This is a genomic window from Alloiococcus sp. CFN-8 (genome assembly GCF_049943125.1).
Lineage (GTDB): Bacteria > Bacillota > Clostridia > Clostridiales > Clostridiaceae > JAEXZL01.
The window spans coordinates 3,820,470-3,836,820 of record NZ_CP188040.1 but is presented as its reverse complement, the minus strand read 5'-3'; the positions used below and the strand labels follow the sequence as shown (position 1 = coordinate 3,836,820).

The window sequence follows — 16,351 nt, the reverse complement described above, 5'->3', positions numbered from 1 at the left end:
CCGCTTTTTTATTTGCTTAAATCATTGATTGAGGATACGTACCAGCTATCATTATCAGGATTATAGGTTAAAAAGGTCTGAAAGGATAGCTTATCTGGCTTAGAGCTTATAGGAAAGCCCCATATAGTTTTATTTTTGTTAAGTTCAAGATTTACAAGAGCATTTGATACATAGCTGCCATCTTCTCTTTTTAATGCCACGGCAGTTTCCTCCCAGAGTATTTCTGTAATTTCGTAGGAATCCTTAAATATCAGCGCTGTGCTCTTATAGCGATCATAGAGCTTTTTTGCTGCGGCTCTAGAAGGTTCTTCCACTAAGGATAAATCCTCGTTATTTAAAGCATCAAATAATTGCTCGTAAAAGCTCCTATATTCTTCTTCCAATTGATTTTTAATTACATCATTAAGAGGATCGATATCTAGTCTTAGGTTAGGCGCATCCTCTAAGGTTATTTCTTGACTCTTAACGATGCCCCAGGGAAAGGTCATTTCTCCATGGATTTTTATTTTACTGGTGGAGGGTACAGGGCCTATGTTATTAAATTCTTCAACTGTTAGCTTTGTACTTTTATCATTTATGAAGACCTCTGCATCGGGATAGTTACTCAAAAGAGTAATATATTCTGCTGGTGGAGTTAAGCTTGTGGCAATGGTTCCCTCCAAAAGCTGAACTGATTTTTCTGAAATGCTTTCTCCATATTCGTTTGCTAGCCTCACCTTAATGTTATATTTTCCTGGAATTAGTGGGCCGATTTCGGAAACAGAATTATCTTCTGAGGTTCTTCCATAGCTCTTATCCTGAACATAGATCTCCGTATCCTCATAGCTTGTTGAAATTTGAAGATTCACTGGCCTTAGTTCAACCTTCCAGGCTGTTAGAAAGCCTTTTTTAACTTCCTTTACTACCGCCATTCCGCCTTGTTCCAGTGAACGCTGACTCTTTAAATGGTTTATAAATTGGGACGTACGTCCTTCAGTATTATTTAAGTAATCTAAAAATGGCTGTAGACTATCTTCTGTTATTGGTACTGCTTCATCCTTTACTACTATATATTTCATCAAGGCAGTAGTATTATTAGAGGTAATAGCCTTGTGCAAACTCTTTATCATATAATTTTTACTGGTGCTACTTCTTCCTATATAAAAGCCTATAGAAGCGATTATAAGAACTAGGGCTAATAAATAAAGATATTTTGTTTCTTTATGCGTCTGGATATATTTAATTGCTTTTTGGATAAGCTTTTTTATTAAGCTCATTAGTTTTTTCAATTATGTGCCCCTCCCGCAATAGTTTAATTAATTATATCAAAAAAAAACATGAAGTTTAATAGCTGTAGACTTTTTATACCCTTAAAATATATAAAAGAAAAACCAAAAGAGACTCGATATTGAGTCTCTTTTGGTAAATATTAAGGAATTGATTTATGGTAAATATTATAAGGGTTAACTGATTTATTTTGTTTACAGGTTTATAATAACATCAAAAGTCGAAAAATGCAATAGATTAATTAAAAAAGTTTAAAAAAATTATAAACATAATAGAAGTATTGAAATTAAAGTCGAAAAAAATCGTTTAATCAGAAAGATATAAGAATCTGTTTAAGTCATAAAGAACTCTTTAGAAGTGAACGAAAATATATATAGGCAATTAAGAAATTAATTATTTATTATAAACAACCATATACAATATCCATTAATATATTAAAGTTATGAGCTACAGTGAATTAAATAACTATGACCATGAAAAAATTTACTATTTCTACGATGATATTTGCTGAATATTCACATAAATGGGCTAGGATAATAGATACTTGTATTCTTATGTTAATAATATTTAAATAATTAATTAATATTAAGCAAAATAGTGATAAAATATACACAAAATGGTACAAAAATAAAAAAAAGGTGTATAATCCTTCTAGGGTGAATTAAGAATAAAATGATAAGGGGAATTAATTTTATGAATAAAAAGACTGTAGCTATGTTAATAGCAGGAATTATTATGGCCGGACAAATTACAGTAGTACAAGCCGCGCCTTCATATATTGAAAAAAGACAAGAACAGATGAAAGAAAATGAAAAAAGAATAGACAGCTTAGAAAATAAGGTTAATGACGTTAATAATAGTAAGAAGGCTGTTTCTGATGAAATAAGTACATTAAAAGCTACGATAAGTGATAGATATTCAGAAATAGCAGCTGAGCAGTCTATTATAATTGATCTGGAAAATAAAATTACAGCATCTGAAAATAAAATCAATACTATTCAAGGGGAAATAGTAAAGGTTGAAGCTGAAATTGAAACAGTTAAAGTGAATATTGCTGAAAAGGAAAAGGAAATTCAGTATAAGGAAGAGCTTCTAGGAAAAAGACTTAGAAACCTCTATAAAAATAATGTTTATGAAAAATTTGTTGTGGTATTAATGGAAAGTGAAGGACTAAGTGATTTAGTGTCTCGTGTAGCGACTATTAGTAGAGTAATTATAACTGATAATGCCTTAATTGGTGAAATAGAGAAGCTAAAAACTCAATTGTTATCTGAAAAAGAAAAATTAGATAGCCAAGCACATGAGCTAGAGATAAATAAAAAGATAGTAATAGAAGAACAGACAAGTCTTAAGAGTGTAAAGGCAGAGAGAGAAGAAAAGAAAAATCAGCTAAATGCGAAGATAGCAGAGCTGAGGGTTCTAGAAGGTGAGCAGCAGAATAAATATGCAAACCTCAGTGCAGAAGAGAAGAGCTTAAAAGCTGAAATTCATGAAATAGATGAAATCAATGAAGAGCTTCAAGCTGATATGGATAGATTTATGGCAGAGCTGAATAAAAGCAATCAAGGCTCCAATAATAGTGGACAACCTTCCAATAATAGTGGATACATAAGACCAGCTAGTGGCAGAGTTTCCTCTGAATATGGTTATAGAACTAACCCGGTATCTGGTATATACAAGCTTCATGCAGGAATTGATATTGCCGCTTCTTCAGGAAGCTCGGTATATGCCACAAGAGGTGGAACCGTCGCTTATTCAGGCTGGATGGGTGGCTATGGAAATGTGGTTATAATCAATCATGGTAATGGTGTTCAGAGCCTTTATGCTCACAATAGTGCCTTAAAGGTATCCAGTGGTCAAAAGGTTAGCCAAGGACAGTTAATATCCTTAGTTGGAAGCACAGGAAATAGTACTGGTCCACATCTTCACTTTGAAATCAGAGTAAATGGTGTACTTCAGAATCCAAGAAGTCTTGTTAATTTTTAAAAGCATACTCCGAGGGGTTAATAACTCTTCGGAGTTTAATTTTTGTGTATTAGGCAAATATATTAGTATGGTGAAGGCAGTACTTTATATTAGTTGATATAGACTTAAGCTTAACCGTTAGATAATATTCTATAAATACATAATTTTTGTTGTCAATAAATGTCCTTTATGATAAATTATTTTAGAGGACGTGATTATGTGAAAAATGTTGGTGTATATCTTAAGGATAAGCCAGAATATGAGGATTATTCGGAAAACATCATGGCAAGACCTTCCTGCTGTGGGGCTAATAAGAATTCTAAAGGCTGTGGCTGTTCAGGAAACGGTAAGGGCTGCTGTCAAAGGCTTGAGCTTAAGAATAAATAGGGGTCTTAAAACCATCATATTTTGGTGGTTTTAAGACCTACATATTAAATATATATTAATTGTGAATTGTTTGAAAAAGCAGTTACTTTCATATAATTATTTACGTTATAATATATAATAGTGTGATTATTAGCTAGGAGGTATAAGCCGTGGGAAAGCCAAGTATTTTTAGCAAAGAGTACCAGAAACACAAAAAAAGAAGACAAAAAAAGATAGCTTTCCTTATTCTCTTCCTAATGGTAACAGTTGTATTTTTTACATATGTTAGTCCCGTGTCTCAAATAATTAAGGGGAGCTCTCTCTATAAGGAGCTTCAGGCTAAATATAAAGACAATGGAAATTCTGATAAGCAAGAGGAAAGTGGTTCTCAAAACAATAGTAATCAAGAGGCTTCTCATGAGGATGAAGAAACTGTAGATGGAGGGACTCCTGCTGAAGAAAAATATTTTGAAATATCACTCACTGCCCATAAGGGGGGGAAAGCCTACTATGAGGAAAGTGATGGTAAAATTATTTTTCTATCATATTCTGGCGGGGATGGCTTTCAATACGAGGTTAGTCCTTCTAAGGAAAAGATGCTGATTTTTGATGTCAATGATCAAAATATATATGAGCTACAAGCAGAGAACTCCATAAAAAATTTAACCTATGAGTATTATACTACTACTAAGGGTAGCAAAATAACTAAAGTGAATACCCTTTCTAGTAACCCTCAGTATCTCTGGCATGGGTCACCAAGATACTTATCAGAGGACAGAATAATCTATAAAAGTCATCTTCCATGGTTGAATTCAGTCAATGAGTATATATGGCTTATAGACACTAATGCTATGAGATACTCTTATATTAATAATTCCAAGGGTAAGAGTATTAATTTTGGAACTATGTCTGAGGAAGGTCTTATGGTTAATATTGATGGGGCAGATAGAATTGTTACACTAGACGGAAGTCTAAAATAAGGTCAGTTATATGTTATAAAATATAGTTTAATAATATTTGTAAATAAAACAAATATTGTGATATAATAACATAGTTAGTAATGAGATTTATTAACTTCACGTATTTTTAGGAGGAATTATTTAATGAACGTAAAACTTACAAAAATAGAGACTAATACTATTGAATTAGAGGTAACTGTTGAAGCAGCAAAATTTAATGAAGCTATAAAGAAAGCCTATAAGAAAAATGCTAAAAGCTTTAATGTACCAGGATTCAGAAAAGGAAAGGTTCCAATGAACGTAGTTAAGCAATACTACGGTACAGGAGTTCTTTTAGAGGATGCTGTACAATTTGCTGTAGAGGAATCCTACCCAGAAGCACTTAATCAAAATGAAGTTAATCCAGTAGATTACCCTGAAATTGATATTGTTGAAGTAGAAGAAGGTAAGGACTTAGTTTATAAGGCTAAGGTTACTGTGATGCCTGAGGTTGAATTAGGAGATTACAAGAACATAGATATTAATAAAATAAGCTATGAGGCTACTGAAGAAGATGTTCAGAGTCAGCTTAAAGCAATGCAGGAAAAAAATGCGAGAGTAGAAGTTAAGACAGAGGGCGAAGTACAGAATGGAGACATTGCTGTTATAGATTTCAAAGGTTTCATAGATGGAATTGCCTTCGAAGGTGGAGAAGGTCACGATTATCCATTAGAAATAGGCTCAGGCTCATTCATTGCTGGTTTTGAAGAGCAGCTAGTAGGCTCTAAGGTAGGAGAAACTAAAAATGTTTCAGTTACCTTCCCAGAAAACTATGGAAAAGACGATTTGAATGGTAAGGCTGCAACTTTTGAAGTTACAATAAAGGAAATTAAGTCCAAGGAGCTTCCTGAACTAGATGATGAGTTCGCTCAAGATGTATCTGAATTTGATACTTTAGAAGAGTTAAAGAATGATATTACAAGCAAGCTTAAGGAATCTAATGATCTTAAGGCTAAGAGAGAATTCGAAGAAAGCCTAATAAATAAGGTTGTTGACAATGCAAAAGTTGAAATTCCTCAGGTAATGATAGAGAAGGAAGTTGATTCAATGCTTAAGGACCTAGAGAATAGACTTCAATATCAAGGCTTAGACCTTAAGTCCTACTATGAATTCACTAATAGCTCTGAAGAGAAAATGAGAGATTACATGAAGGACAATGCAGAGAGAAAGGTTAAAACTGATTTAGTTTTAGAAGCTATATCTAAGAAAGAATCAGTTGAAGCTACTGAAGAAGAAGTTAAAGAAAAGGCAATAGAGCTGGCTAAACAGTACAGCAATGATGAGCCTGAAAAAATGGCTGAGTTACTAATTCAAAGCCAGTCTAGAGTAATTAGCATGGATGTTATTACAGAAAAAACTATAAAATTACTAGTGGATAATGCTAATATAATTGACTAATATAAACAACATTAATTGCCAGGAATATTTCTGGCAATTATTTTACAATTTCTTTATTAAGAAATTTATTAACAATTATCTAAAAAGTATATATAATTTAATTATGATAATACTTTTTAACAAGGTAAATATATTACTATGTACTTAAGGAGGGAATAAAATGAGTTTAGTACCTATGGTTGTTGAACAGACAAATAGAGGAGAAAGATCCTATGACATTTTCTCAAGATTATTAAAGGATAGAATAATAATGGTTAGTGGAGAAATAAATGATGTTACTGCAAATTTAGTAGTAGCGCAGCTTCTTTTCTTAGAAAGTGAGGATCCTGATAAGGATGTTCATATATACATTAATAGCCCTGGTGGTTCTGTAACAGCAGGTATGGCAATATTAGATACCATGAATTTAATTAAGCCAGATGTAAGCACTATCTGTGTTGGTATGGCTGCATCTATGGGAGCTATGCTTTTAGTAGCAGGAGCTAAAGGTAAGAGATATGCCCTTCCTAACAGTGAAATAATGATACATCAACCCTTAGGTGGATTTCAAGGTCAGGCAACAGATATTGAAATTCATGCTAGGAGAATACTTAAAACAAAAGAAACCCTTACTAAGATAATTGCGGATAGAACTGGAAATCCTATAGATAAGGTGAAACAAGATATTGAAAGAGATTATTTTATGGAGGCAAAGGAAGCACTAGAATACGGTATAATTGACAAGGTAATAGAAAGAAATGCTGAAATTTCTAGTGATGAGGCAAAATAAAGTGATTTCTAACCCTGAGAGAGGTGGAAAAGATGGCAAAATATGAAGAAAAGAAACAGCTTAAATGCTCTTTCTGTGGTAAAAATCAAGACCAGGTAAGGAGATTGATTGCTGGTCCAGGGGTATATATTTGCGATGAGTGTATTGAGCTTTGCTCAGAGATAATTGCTGATGAGTTTGAAGAATCACTTCAGTTTGATTCTGCCGAGCTTCCTAAGCCTTTGGAGATTAAAAATTATCTTGATCAGTATGTTATTGGGCAGGATAGCGCAAAGAGATCTCTTGCAGTAGCAGTATATAACCATTACAAACGAATTAACTCTAATGAAGAGGAATCAGATGTAGAGCTTCAAAAAAGTAATATCCTATTACTTGGACCAACAGGCTCTGGAAAGACTTTTTTGGCACAGACCTTAGCTAAGTTCTTAAATGTACCTTTTGCAATAGCAGATGCTACAACCCTGACAGAAGCTGGGTATGTGGGTGAGGATGTAGAGAATATCCTTTTAAAGCTCATCCAGAATGCTGATTATGATATCGAAAGAGCTGAAAAAGGTATAATCTATATTGATGAAATTGACAAAATCGCGAGAAAGTCAGAGAATCCTTCAATCACTAGAGATGTTTCTGGTGAAGGGGTTCAGCAAGCGCTTCTTAAGATTCTTGAAGGTACGACAGCTTCGGTACCGCCTCAAGGAGGAAGAAAACATCCTCATCAAGAGTTTATCCAGATCAACACAACAAATATATTATTTATTTGTGGAGGAGCTTTTGATGGTATAGATAAAATAATTGAAAGAAGAACTAGAAAGAGTTTTATAGGATTTGGAGCTGAAATTCAGTCAAAGCATGAAAAGGATATTGGAAAGATATTAAGTGATATTATGCCTGGGGACCTATTAAAATTCGGTTTGATACCTGAGTTTGTAGGTAGACTGCCTATAGTAGTTACCTTAGATTCCTTGGATAAGGAAGCTCTTGTAAATATCCTGAGTAAGCCTAAGAATGCTTTAGTTAAGCAATATAAGAGACTATTAGAGCTGGAAAATGTAGAACTTGACTTCACTGATGAAGCTCTAGAAGCAATTGCTCAAGAAGCATTAGAGAGGAATACTGGAGCTCGTGGTCTTAGGGCAATAATTGAGGATGTCATGCGTGATATTATGTTTGATGTTCCTTCCAATGAAGAGATTACAAAAGTCTCTATTAATAAAGATACTATAACAAGTAAAAGGCCAGAAATATTCCTAACTGAGGGAGAAAAAAGACCTCAGATAAAGGCAAAGAAAACGAAAAAGAAAAAAGGTATTGAAAGTGCATAAATAAAAAAGATATAGACTTGTTCTATATCTTTTTTTTGTAGTTTTTATCTACATTGATATTGGCCTTAAGATTATAAAAGGAATATTTTCACCTTATTTGGTTAATAATTAGTATGTAGGAAAACTATGGAAGGGAGGCGTGCGTTTTAAATGCACAATTAGCTATGACAAATTTTTTATTAATAATTATTTTAATTTTGGTGGTTTTTATAGGTATCAGCCTCATGGGAGCTTCTAAAACAACCCAGTCTCATAAGCTAGTAATAGAAAGAGAGAATAAAAAGGAATTAGAAAAGCTCAGAAAAATGAGAAGTATTAACTTAACCGAGCCTTTGACAGAAAAAAGTAGGCCTAAATCCTTTGAGGAGGTAATTGGTCAAGAGAAAGGAATACTTGCACTACAGGCTGCCTTATGTGGCCAAAATCCTCAGCATGTAATTATTTATGGACCACCTGGTGTAGGGAAAACTGCAGCTGCAAGGCTGGTGCTAGAGAAAGCAAAAAAAACCTTGGGCTCACCATTTAATGGTGATGCTAAATTTGTTGAAATTGACGCAACAACAATCAGATTTGATGATAGGGGAATAGCTGATCCATTAATAGGCTCTGTTCATGATCCGATTTATCAGGGAGCTGGAGCTATGGGAATTGCGGGAATTCCTCAGCCAAAGCCTGGAGCTGTAACTAAAGCACATGGTGGAATACTGTTTATTGATGAAATTGGAGAACTTCACCCTATTGAGCTTAACAAACTCTTAAAGGTTCTGGAAGATAGAAAAGTATTTCTAGACAGCTCTTATTATAGCTCAGAAGATCCTAATATGCCTTCCTATATAAAAGAGGTTTTTGAAAATGGACTCCCAGCTGATTTTAGATTGATAGGAGCTACTACTCGAAGTCCACATGAAATTGCACCAGCTATACGTTCTAGATGTGTAGAAATATTTTTTAGAGGATTAAGTCAAGAGGAGATAATTGAAATAGCAGAGAATGCTCTGAAGAAGATAAATCTAAATATTGAAGCATCGGCTCTGAAATATATCGGCAGATATTGTTCAAATGGCAGAGAAGTTATTAATTTAATTCAGCTATGTGCAGGCATGGCTATAAATGACAATAGAACTACCATTACCAATAGTGATGTTCAGTGGGTTATTGAGAATGGACAATATACTCCTAAGGTTGAAGGTGGAATTGCCTCTCAACCGCAAATTGGTCTTGTTAATGGAGTGGCAGTATATGGCTCTAATATGGGAACTCTATTAGAAGTTGAAGCCACTGCAAAAGTATCTATTAACGGAGTAGGAAGCTTGAAGGTGACTGGTATAGTAGAGGCTGAAGAGATAAGTAGTGAAAATAAGAAAATTAAAAGGAAGAGTACTGCATATTGTTCCGTAGAAAATGTTCTTACTGTATTGGATAACACCTTCAATATCAATTGTAGAAAGTATGATATACATGTGAATTTCCCAGGAGGTATACCTGTAGATGGTCCATCAGCAGGTATAGCTATAGCCTGCAGCATATATAGTGCAATACGACAAGTTCCAGTGAATAATTTACTAGCAATGACAGGTGAAATAACTATAAGAGGAAAGGTAAAGCCCGTTGGGGGAGTGTCGGCAAAGATAGCAGCAGCTAAAAAGGCCGGTATTAAAAATATATTAATTCCAAAGGAAAATTATGAGGAAAGCTTTAAAGAGGAAAAGGAGATAAATATAATTCCTGTAGATAATATTAATGAAGTAATTAACTTCATTAAGCAGGATAAGGATATAATAACGGAAAAAATAATGAGTATAAAGGATACTTTTAGAGGCAATAACAAAATAGCAGGGGAAGTTAATCTGTAATTATTAATAAACTCTTATTCTCTCGCAGATTATTAGTATATTTATGTGTAAATTATTGAAAAGTTTATTTATTATGTGTATACTAAATAAGTCTAACAAAATTTAAATCTTTTTGTCAGTGAGATTGAAAAGGGGGAGAACTATGGAGAGAAAATTAAAAATTCTTCCTTTAATTCCTTTGAGGGGCATTACCATATTCCCTTATATGGTTTTGCATTTTGATGTTGGAAGAGAGAAATCCATCGCTGCTTTAGAAGAAGCTATGCTTAATAATGCTGAGATTTTTTTATCAGCTCAAAAGGATGCGAAAACTGAAGAGCCCGGTGAAGATGATATATACACAATTGGTACCATATGCTCTATAAAACAGTTACTTAAGCTTCCTGGAGAGACCGTAAGAGTGCTTGTTGAAGGAAAGAGTAGGGCAAAGATTAATAAGTTTCTTTCTCAGGAAGGTTTTTTGAATGTAGAAGTTGAGCTTTTAGAGGTTTCCAATCAAGAGGAAACTATCAGGTATGAAGCTTTAATAAGACAGCTTAAGGATACCTTCGATGATTTTGTCACTATTTCTGGTAACTCTCAAATTGACTCAATGATGGAGGTTGATGATATTGAAGAAGGAGATAGATTAGCGGATACTGTTGCTTCCTTCCTCATTTTAAATCAATCTACCAGACAAGAGCTATTAGAGGCTTTTAAGGTTGAGGATAGAATTGAGAAGTTATTAGTGATACTAAATAGAGAAATCGAAATTCTAAAGGTTGAGAAGAAAATTGGTGCTAAAGTTAAGAAAAAGATGGATAAGGTTCAAAAGGAATATTATCTAAGGGAACAGCTCAAGGCGATACAAGAGGAGCTGGGAGAAGATGATGAGGATACTAGAGAAATAAAGAAATATAAAGATAAAATAACTAAAGCTAAGCTTCCAAAGGAAGTTAAGGAAAGGGCTCTTTATGAGCTAGAAAGGCTTAAGGGTAGTGGAGCTTATTCAGCAGAAGGTGGAATAATTAAGACATACCTTGATTGGATAATTGACTTACCTTGGAATAAAGAAAGTAAAGATAATATTGATATAGTAAGGGCCCGAGAGGTATTAGAAGCTGATCATTATGGTCTTAAGGATGTAAAAGATAGAATAATAGAATATTTAGCAGTAAAAAAAGTAAGTAAGGGGATGAAGAGTCCTATACTATGTTTAGTAGGTCCTCCAGGAGTCGGTAAAACCTCTATAGCTAAATCCGTAGCTCGTGCTATAAATAGAAATTTTGTGAGAATGTCCTTAGGAGGAGTTCGTGATGAAGCAGAGATAAGAGGACATAGAAAAACCTACGTTGGTGCTATTCCTGGAAGAATAGTATACGGAATGAAGCAGGCAAAAACTAAGAATCCATTGTTCTTGTTAGATGAGATTGATAAGATGAGCAATGATTTCAAGGGGGACCCTGCCGATGCTCTTCTAGAAGTGTTAGATTCAGAGCAAAATAGCACCTTCAGAGATCATTATCTAGAATTAGAGATGGATTTATCAAAAGTTATTTTCATAACCACTGCTAACACTCTAGAAACAATACCAGGACCGCTCCTTGATAGAATGGAAATCATTGAGGTTTCTGGCTATACCTATGAAGAGAAAATAAATATAGCAAAGAAGCATCTTATTCCTAAAATACTAAAGGAACACAGTATGGAGGGAAAGATATCTTTTCAAGAATCAGCTTTAATGACCTTAATAGAAGGTTATACTAGAGAGTCTGGTGTTAGAAATCTCGAAAGGCAGTTATCTTCAATAGTGAGAAAAGCAATAGCAGAGATGCTAGAAAAGAATAAGGATAAGGTTGTTATTAATCAAAATTCCGTGTCTAAGTTCCTGGGTAAACCCTATTATAATTACGATAAAATCACTAAGGAAAGCAAGATAGGCGTAGTTACTGGTATGGCTTGGACTGCTTACGGTGGTGATACCTTACCTGTAGAAGTTACAGTTATGGAAGGAAGTGGAAAGCTAGAGCTCACTGGAAAACTGGGAGATGTTATGAAGGAATCAGCAAGAACCGGCTATAGCTATGTAAGGGCTCATGCTGAGAAATATGGTATTGATCCAGAATTCTATAAGAAGAAAGATATTCATATCCATGTTCCAGAAGGTGCAGTGCCTAAGGATGGTCCTTCCGCAGGAATCACAATGATTACTGCTATGGTATCAGCTCTTTCAGAAAGAAAAGCTAGATATAATATTGCTATGACAGGGGAAGTTACCCTTACAGGAAGAGTTTTACCTATAGGAGGACTGAAGGAAAAAACTCTAGCAGCCTTTAGAGCTGGTGTAGATACGGTAATCATCCCAAAGGAAAATGAAAAAGATATCGATAAAATACCTAAAAGTATTAAGTCTAAATTAAATTTTATAGCTGCCTCTAATATAGATGAAGTTATTTCCAATGCGTTAGTAGGTGAAAAAGAATGATAATTAAGCAATCGGAGTTTATTACTTCTGCTGTTAGAAGAGAACAATATCCTGAAGATAATAGAATAGAGATAGCCTTTGTAGGAAGGTCAAACGTTGGTAAGTCTTCAATAATAAATGCTATAACCAACAGGAGACATTTAGCTAAGGTGAGCTCTACTCCAGGGAAGACAAGGTTAATTAATTTTTTCCTTATTAACAATGATTTTTATCTAGTAGATTTACCTGGCTATGGTTATGCTAAGGTATCTAAGAAGGAAAAAGCAGGCTGGGGAACTATTATTGAAAATTACTTAAATGGTCGTAAAGAGCTGAAGAGAGTTATCTTGTTGGTAGATTGTAGGCATAAGCCTACCCAAGATGATATTACTATGTATGAATGGATTCAGCATTACGGTTATGAAACAATTGTTGTAGCTACAAAGAGCGATAAGTTATCCAAGAATGATCTGAAAAAGAGTGAAAAGATTATTAAGGATACTTTAAGTATCAAAGAGGGAACTAAGCTGTTTTTCTTTTCCTCATTGAAGAAGGATAATAAAGAAGAATTATTGGAAACATTATTTGGTGATTTAAATAAAAGTACAGACGATCTACAGCAAGAATAGGTACAGCAAGAATAGGATAGAAGGTAAAGTCATTAGTGACTTTACCTTTATTTTTTTGCTTTTTCAGTGATCTAAGAGCAAAGAATTTCAGTGTCAAATAATCAAGGAAGGAATAGTATATAATATAAAACCTCAAGATAAGCATAAACCTGAGGAAGGAGGAAGTAAAGTGGATATCAACAAACTATTAGGTGAACTGACCAGCAGCTATGGTGATGGTGAGAAGGGCGGATTTTCTGGAGGACTTCTAAGCGGCCTGGGAGGGCATGGAGGTAATAGTGGTTTATTCTTAATCATTATTCTTATTCTTCTCTTCTGTGGTAGCGGAAATAATTCAGGCTCCAATCAATGCTGTAATCCATGCTGTAATCCATGCAGAAGAAGAAGGAGAAGAAGAAGTCATCGTAGACACCGCAGACATCGCAAAGATAGAGACTGCTGCTGCGATCCATGCTGTGATCCATGTTGTGATGATTTTGATGATGACGATGATTGCTGCTGTGATCCATGCTGTGATCCATGCTGTAACTCCGGTGGTAACTTCGGTTCCTTTGGATTCGGAAGTGGATTTGGATGTGGCAATGGATTTGGCGGAGGATGTAGCTGGATTATAATCCTCATAATAATCTTCTTGCTCTTCAACAAAAATGACCGTTGTTTTCCGAAAGACGGAGGCCATGGAGTTGTAAACTTTGAAGATGAAGACTAATTCAAGCGGAATAAACCAAGGGACAGAAAGGGGGAAATAATATGTTTGGAAATTCTTGCGGTAACAATTTTGATGTTTGCACCATACTACCATTTTTGATTATACTTTCAAAATCAAAAATATTGAAGGATGATAATACCTTTATCCTGTTACTATTATTCTGGTTATGTGGAGGCGTTAATGCAATACCAAAGGATAGATGCGGTCCAAGAATAACTAGAAGATGTGGATGCAAATGCAGATGCAGATGCAGATAAACCATAAATAATAAATCTTGATTAACCGGTAAAAGGATGTGAAAATATGGGGTTTTGCAGAAATTTTGATGTGTGCACAATTCTTCCGTTATTAATCATCCTGAGTAAATCAGGGATATTAAAGGATGATAATGTGTTTATACTAATTCTTTTATTCTGGCTATGTGGGGGAGTAAATGCTTGCCCTAGAAGAAGCTGCTGTGGTGGCTGGTAGCATAGTAGAATAGAAATTTTGGAGGGCTTACAGCCCTCCAATAAAAAAATAAAATAATACATAGAAATAGCTAGGAGGAGTATTGTATGTCAAAGCACAAGGGAAGAAAAGAAGAATCAAGGCCTTCCCAGGGTATGGATCCAAACCAGCTTATGAGTATGCTTGGAAATGTAGATTTAAATCAGCTTTCTTCCGTACTAGGATCTTTAGGTAATGATGGTTTTAATATCAATAATGTAAATACTGGAGGAAATAAGAAAAATAGTAGAGAAGGACAGGAAGGCAGAGTGAATGATAGAGATAGTACTGTTCAGATGCTCCGATCCTTAAGAGGACTTGTATCACCTCAGAAGGTTAAAATTATTGATAAAATTATAGAAATGTATTTAGATGGAGAATTTGACGATTAAAAGGTGCCTGAGGCACCTTTTAATCTATCAAATCCGAGGAGTTTCGTTCTACTATCATCGTACACTTTCCATCGAGCCATCCACCTTCTTTAATAACGACATTTTTAACAGTTATATCTCCCTTCACTTTACCGTTTGACTCAATAATAAGAGTGTTTTCGCAGATTACATTTCCTTCAATAAAACCGTTAACCGTAGCGTTTAGACAGCTGACATTTCCCTTTATCTTAGATGTGATTCCTATAATAATATCCTGCTGCCAGAGGATATCTCCATCTATTATGCCATCGATTCTTATTAAACCTTGGCCTTTAATAGAACCAGTAATAATTGATTTTTCCCCTAATAATGTTTCTATACGTTCTCCTTTTATTTCTTTATCAAACATAAATACCTCCCATAATTTTATGTATAAAAGATTTAATAAAGGTAATAATATTAATGTAAAAGGAGCTAAGCTCCTTAGCTATTTACAATAGCTACAAAACCCCCATCCCCCTTAGGGTCGCTTATGCGACCCTTTATTTTATATAGTATTTATATTCTGGACATTATAAAAAAATAATAAATAAATCAAAATAAAAATGCCTAAAGCTTAGCTTTAGGCATTTTTAAAAGAGGTAAGTATTCGATTTTATACTATCAGTTCTTGTTTTTTACATTCTGGGCAGATTCCATAAAAATAAATTTTATTAGATAAAATATCGTATCCAGAGTTGTTTTTTGCTGTTTCATTAAGATCTGCAAAGCAAATACCGTGTAAGTCCTCAACCTTACCGCAGTGCATACATTGTATGTGGCTGTGAGAGGAGGAGTTAGCATCATATCTAAAATTACCTTCACCTACATTAATTTCATTAACTAGTCCAACCTCTACTAAAGTCTTAAGAGCCTTGTATACAGTTGCTAGGCTCATTGTTGGGTATTCTGGCTGTAAGGCCTTATAAATAGACTCTGCAGAAGGATGTTCACATGTAGTCTGAAGATACTTATATACTGCTATTCTTTGAGGAGTAAGCTTGAGCTTCTTTTCTCTAAAAATACTAGTAATCGTATCCATTAGCACCATCCCTATTATTTAGTTAATCATATTATATAATAAAAGTTATCAACTGTCAAAAGTTTTTGTCTATATTCAATAAAAAAATAACTAAAAGATTAAATATTTATTAAATATTTAACAAAGAAAGATAAAGCAATAGGAGTTGTTATGAAACTTCTTATTTATAATTTGTTTTTATTATATTGTTTGAACAATCTTCTTTGAATATACCCAATTAAAAGGGTGAGGGAATAATCATATATTAGATATAGAAACTGAAGTAATATCACTAAAGGTATAAAGGGTATATCTATTGATATGTTGATTAATATTAGCTCCTTGCTAAACATATAAAGTATTGCTGTAGCTGCATTAAAATACAAAAGCTTTAGAATAACTTCTGTAATGGGTCTCTTAATTCTTTCTATCAGAAACTTTATAATTCCATAGGGGCCAAATATAAATATATATAATATAGAAATGCTATTTAACCCTAGAATAAAGGATAGAAGGGAACTGGCAACGTATATAATAGTCCCTTGAGTAATATTAAGAGAAAGAATACCCATAGGTACAAAGACCGAGGATATAACTAGAAATGTCAGTTTGTTTGTTGGAATAAATCTTGCAAGATATAAAGTTAGAAGGGTTAAAGCCACTAACATTCCACCCTTTGCAGCGTTTATACTTTGTTTCAATGAGATCACCTC

Annotated in this window: 17 protein-coding genes; 13 read left to right on the top strand and 4 right to left on the bottom strand. The window is 34.1% G+C overall.

Annotated features, from left to right (window positions below; all coding sequences use genetic code 11):
• Positions 1 to 8: 8 nt before the first annotated feature.
• Positions 9 to 1,268 carry a TcaA 3rd/4th domain-containing protein gene (locus tag ACPWSR_RS18155; protein WP_426349633.1) on the bottom strand — a complete coding sequence of 420 codons (1,260 nt, stop codon included), beginning with the start codon at positions 1,266 to 1,268 and terminating at the stop codon, positions 9 to 11.
• A gap of 691 nt (positions 1,269 to 1,959) precedes the next feature.
• Between ACPWSR_RS18155 and ACPWSR_RS18150 the strand changes: the two genes are divergently transcribed.
• The 13 genes from ACPWSR_RS18150 to ACPWSR_RS18090 all read left to right on the top strand — a co-directional run bounded on the left by ACPWSR_RS18150 (position 1,960) and on the right by ACPWSR_RS18090 (position 14,599).
• Positions 1,960 to 3,252: a murein hydrolase activator EnvC family protein gene (locus ACPWSR_RS18150; RefSeq protein ID WP_426349632.1), complete on the top strand. Its 1,293-nt coding sequence runs from the start codon at positions 1,960 to 1,962 to the stop codon at positions 3,250 to 3,252.
• 198 nt (positions 3,253 to 3,450) lie between these two features.
• Complete coding sequence (locus ACPWSR_RS18145) at positions 3,451 to 3,618, top strand: hypothetical protein (protein ID WP_426349631.1); 168 nt, start codon at positions 3,451 to 3,453, stop codon at positions 3,616 to 3,618.
• A 149-nt stretch (positions 3,619 to 3,767) separates the two neighbouring features.
• The gene (locus ACPWSR_RS18140; protein WP_426349630.1) at positions 3,768 to 4,577 is read left to right on the top strand and encodes a hypothetical protein; all 810 of its coding nucleotides are present in this window, start codon (positions 3,768 to 3,770) and stop codon (positions 4,575 to 4,577) included.
• Between the two features lie 123 nt (positions 4,578 to 4,700).
• Positions 4,701 to 5,993: a trigger factor gene (gene tig / locus ACPWSR_RS18135; protein WP_426349629.1), complete on the top strand. Its 1,293-nt coding sequence runs from the start codon at positions 4,701 to 4,703 to the stop codon at positions 5,991 to 5,993.
• Between the two features lie 160 nt (positions 5,994 to 6,153).
• On the top strand, positions 6,154 to 6,762 hold the full coding sequence (gene clpP / locus ACPWSR_RS18130) for an ATP-dependent Clp endopeptidase proteolytic subunit ClpP (protein ID WP_426349628.1): 609 nt from the start codon (positions 6,154 to 6,156) through the stop codon (positions 6,760 to 6,762).
• A gap of 32 nt (positions 6,763 to 6,794) precedes the next feature.
• On the top strand, positions 6,795 to 8,084 hold the full coding sequence (gene clpX, locus ACPWSR_RS18125; RefSeq protein ID WP_426349627.1) for an ATP-dependent Clp protease ATP-binding subunit ClpX: 1,290 nt from the start codon (positions 6,795 to 6,797) through the stop codon (positions 8,082 to 8,084).
• Positions 8,085 to 8,248: 164 nt separating this feature from the next.
• Complete coding sequence (gene lonB, locus ACPWSR_RS18120) at positions 8,249 to 9,937, top strand: ATP-dependent protease LonB (protein ID WP_426349626.1); 1,689 nt, start codon at positions 8,249 to 8,251, stop codon at positions 9,935 to 9,937.
• Between the two features lie 142 nt (positions 9,938 to 10,079).
• Positions 10,080 to 12,401 (top strand): endopeptidase La, encoded by a 2,322-nt coding sequence (gene lon / locus ACPWSR_RS18115; protein WP_426349625.1) that lies wholly within the window; start codon positions 10,080 to 10,082, stop codon positions 12,399 to 12,401.
• Positions 12,398 to 13,009, top strand: a complete 612-nt coding sequence (yihA, locus tag ACPWSR_RS18110) for a ribosome biogenesis GTP-binding protein YihA/YsxC (RefSeq protein ID WP_426349624.1) — start codon at positions 12,398 to 12,400, stop codon at positions 13,007 to 13,009. The genes lon and yihA overlap by 4 nt, the downstream gene beginning before the upstream one ends.
• A 169-nt stretch (positions 13,010 to 13,178) precedes the next feature.
• Entirely contained in the window at positions 13,179 to 13,718 is a 540-nt protein-coding gene (locus ACPWSR_RS18105) for a hypothetical protein (RefSeq protein ID WP_426349623.1), read from the top strand.
• A gap of 41 nt (positions 13,719 to 13,759) precedes the next feature.
• Positions 13,760 to 13,975, top strand: coding sequence for a hypothetical protein (locus ACPWSR_RS18100; RefSeq protein WP_426349622.1), 216 nt, complete (start codon positions 13,760 to 13,762; stop codon positions 13,973 to 13,975).
• A 46-nt stretch (positions 13,976 to 14,021) separates the two neighbouring features.
• On the top strand, positions 14,022 to 14,189 hold the full coding sequence (locus ACPWSR_RS18095) for a hypothetical protein (protein WP_426349621.1): 168 nt from the start codon (positions 14,022 to 14,024) through the stop codon (positions 14,187 to 14,189).
• Positions 14,190 to 14,275: 86 nt separating this feature from the next.
• A complete protein-coding gene (locus ACPWSR_RS18090) occupies positions 14,276 to 14,599 on the top strand; it encodes a hypothetical protein (RefSeq protein ID WP_426349620.1) in 324 nt (107 codons plus the stop codon).
• Positions 14,600 to 14,618: 19 nt separating this feature from the next.
• Here the strand turns inward: ACPWSR_RS18090 and ACPWSR_RS18085 are convergent, their stop codons facing one another.
• From ACPWSR_RS18085 to ACPWSR_RS18075, 3 genes are all read right to left on the bottom strand, one after another.
• Positions 14,619 to 14,987 (bottom strand): bactofilin family protein, encoded by a 369-nt coding sequence (locus tag ACPWSR_RS18085; RefSeq protein WP_426349619.1) that lies wholly within the window; start codon positions 14,985 to 14,987, stop codon positions 14,619 to 14,621.
• A 246-nt stretch (positions 14,988 to 15,233) separates the two neighbouring features.
• Complete coding sequence (locus ACPWSR_RS18080) at positions 15,234 to 15,659, bottom strand: Fur family transcriptional regulator (RefSeq protein WP_426349618.1); 426 nt, start codon at positions 15,657 to 15,659, stop codon at positions 15,234 to 15,236.
• 164 nt (positions 15,660 to 15,823) lie between these two features.
• The gene (locus ACPWSR_RS18075) at positions 15,824 to 16,339 is read right to left on the bottom strand and encodes a hypothetical protein (RefSeq protein ID WP_426349617.1); all 516 of its coding nucleotides are present in this window, start codon (positions 16,337 to 16,339) and stop codon (positions 15,824 to 15,826) included.
• Between the last annotated feature and the right edge of the window lie 12 nt (positions 16,340 to 16,351).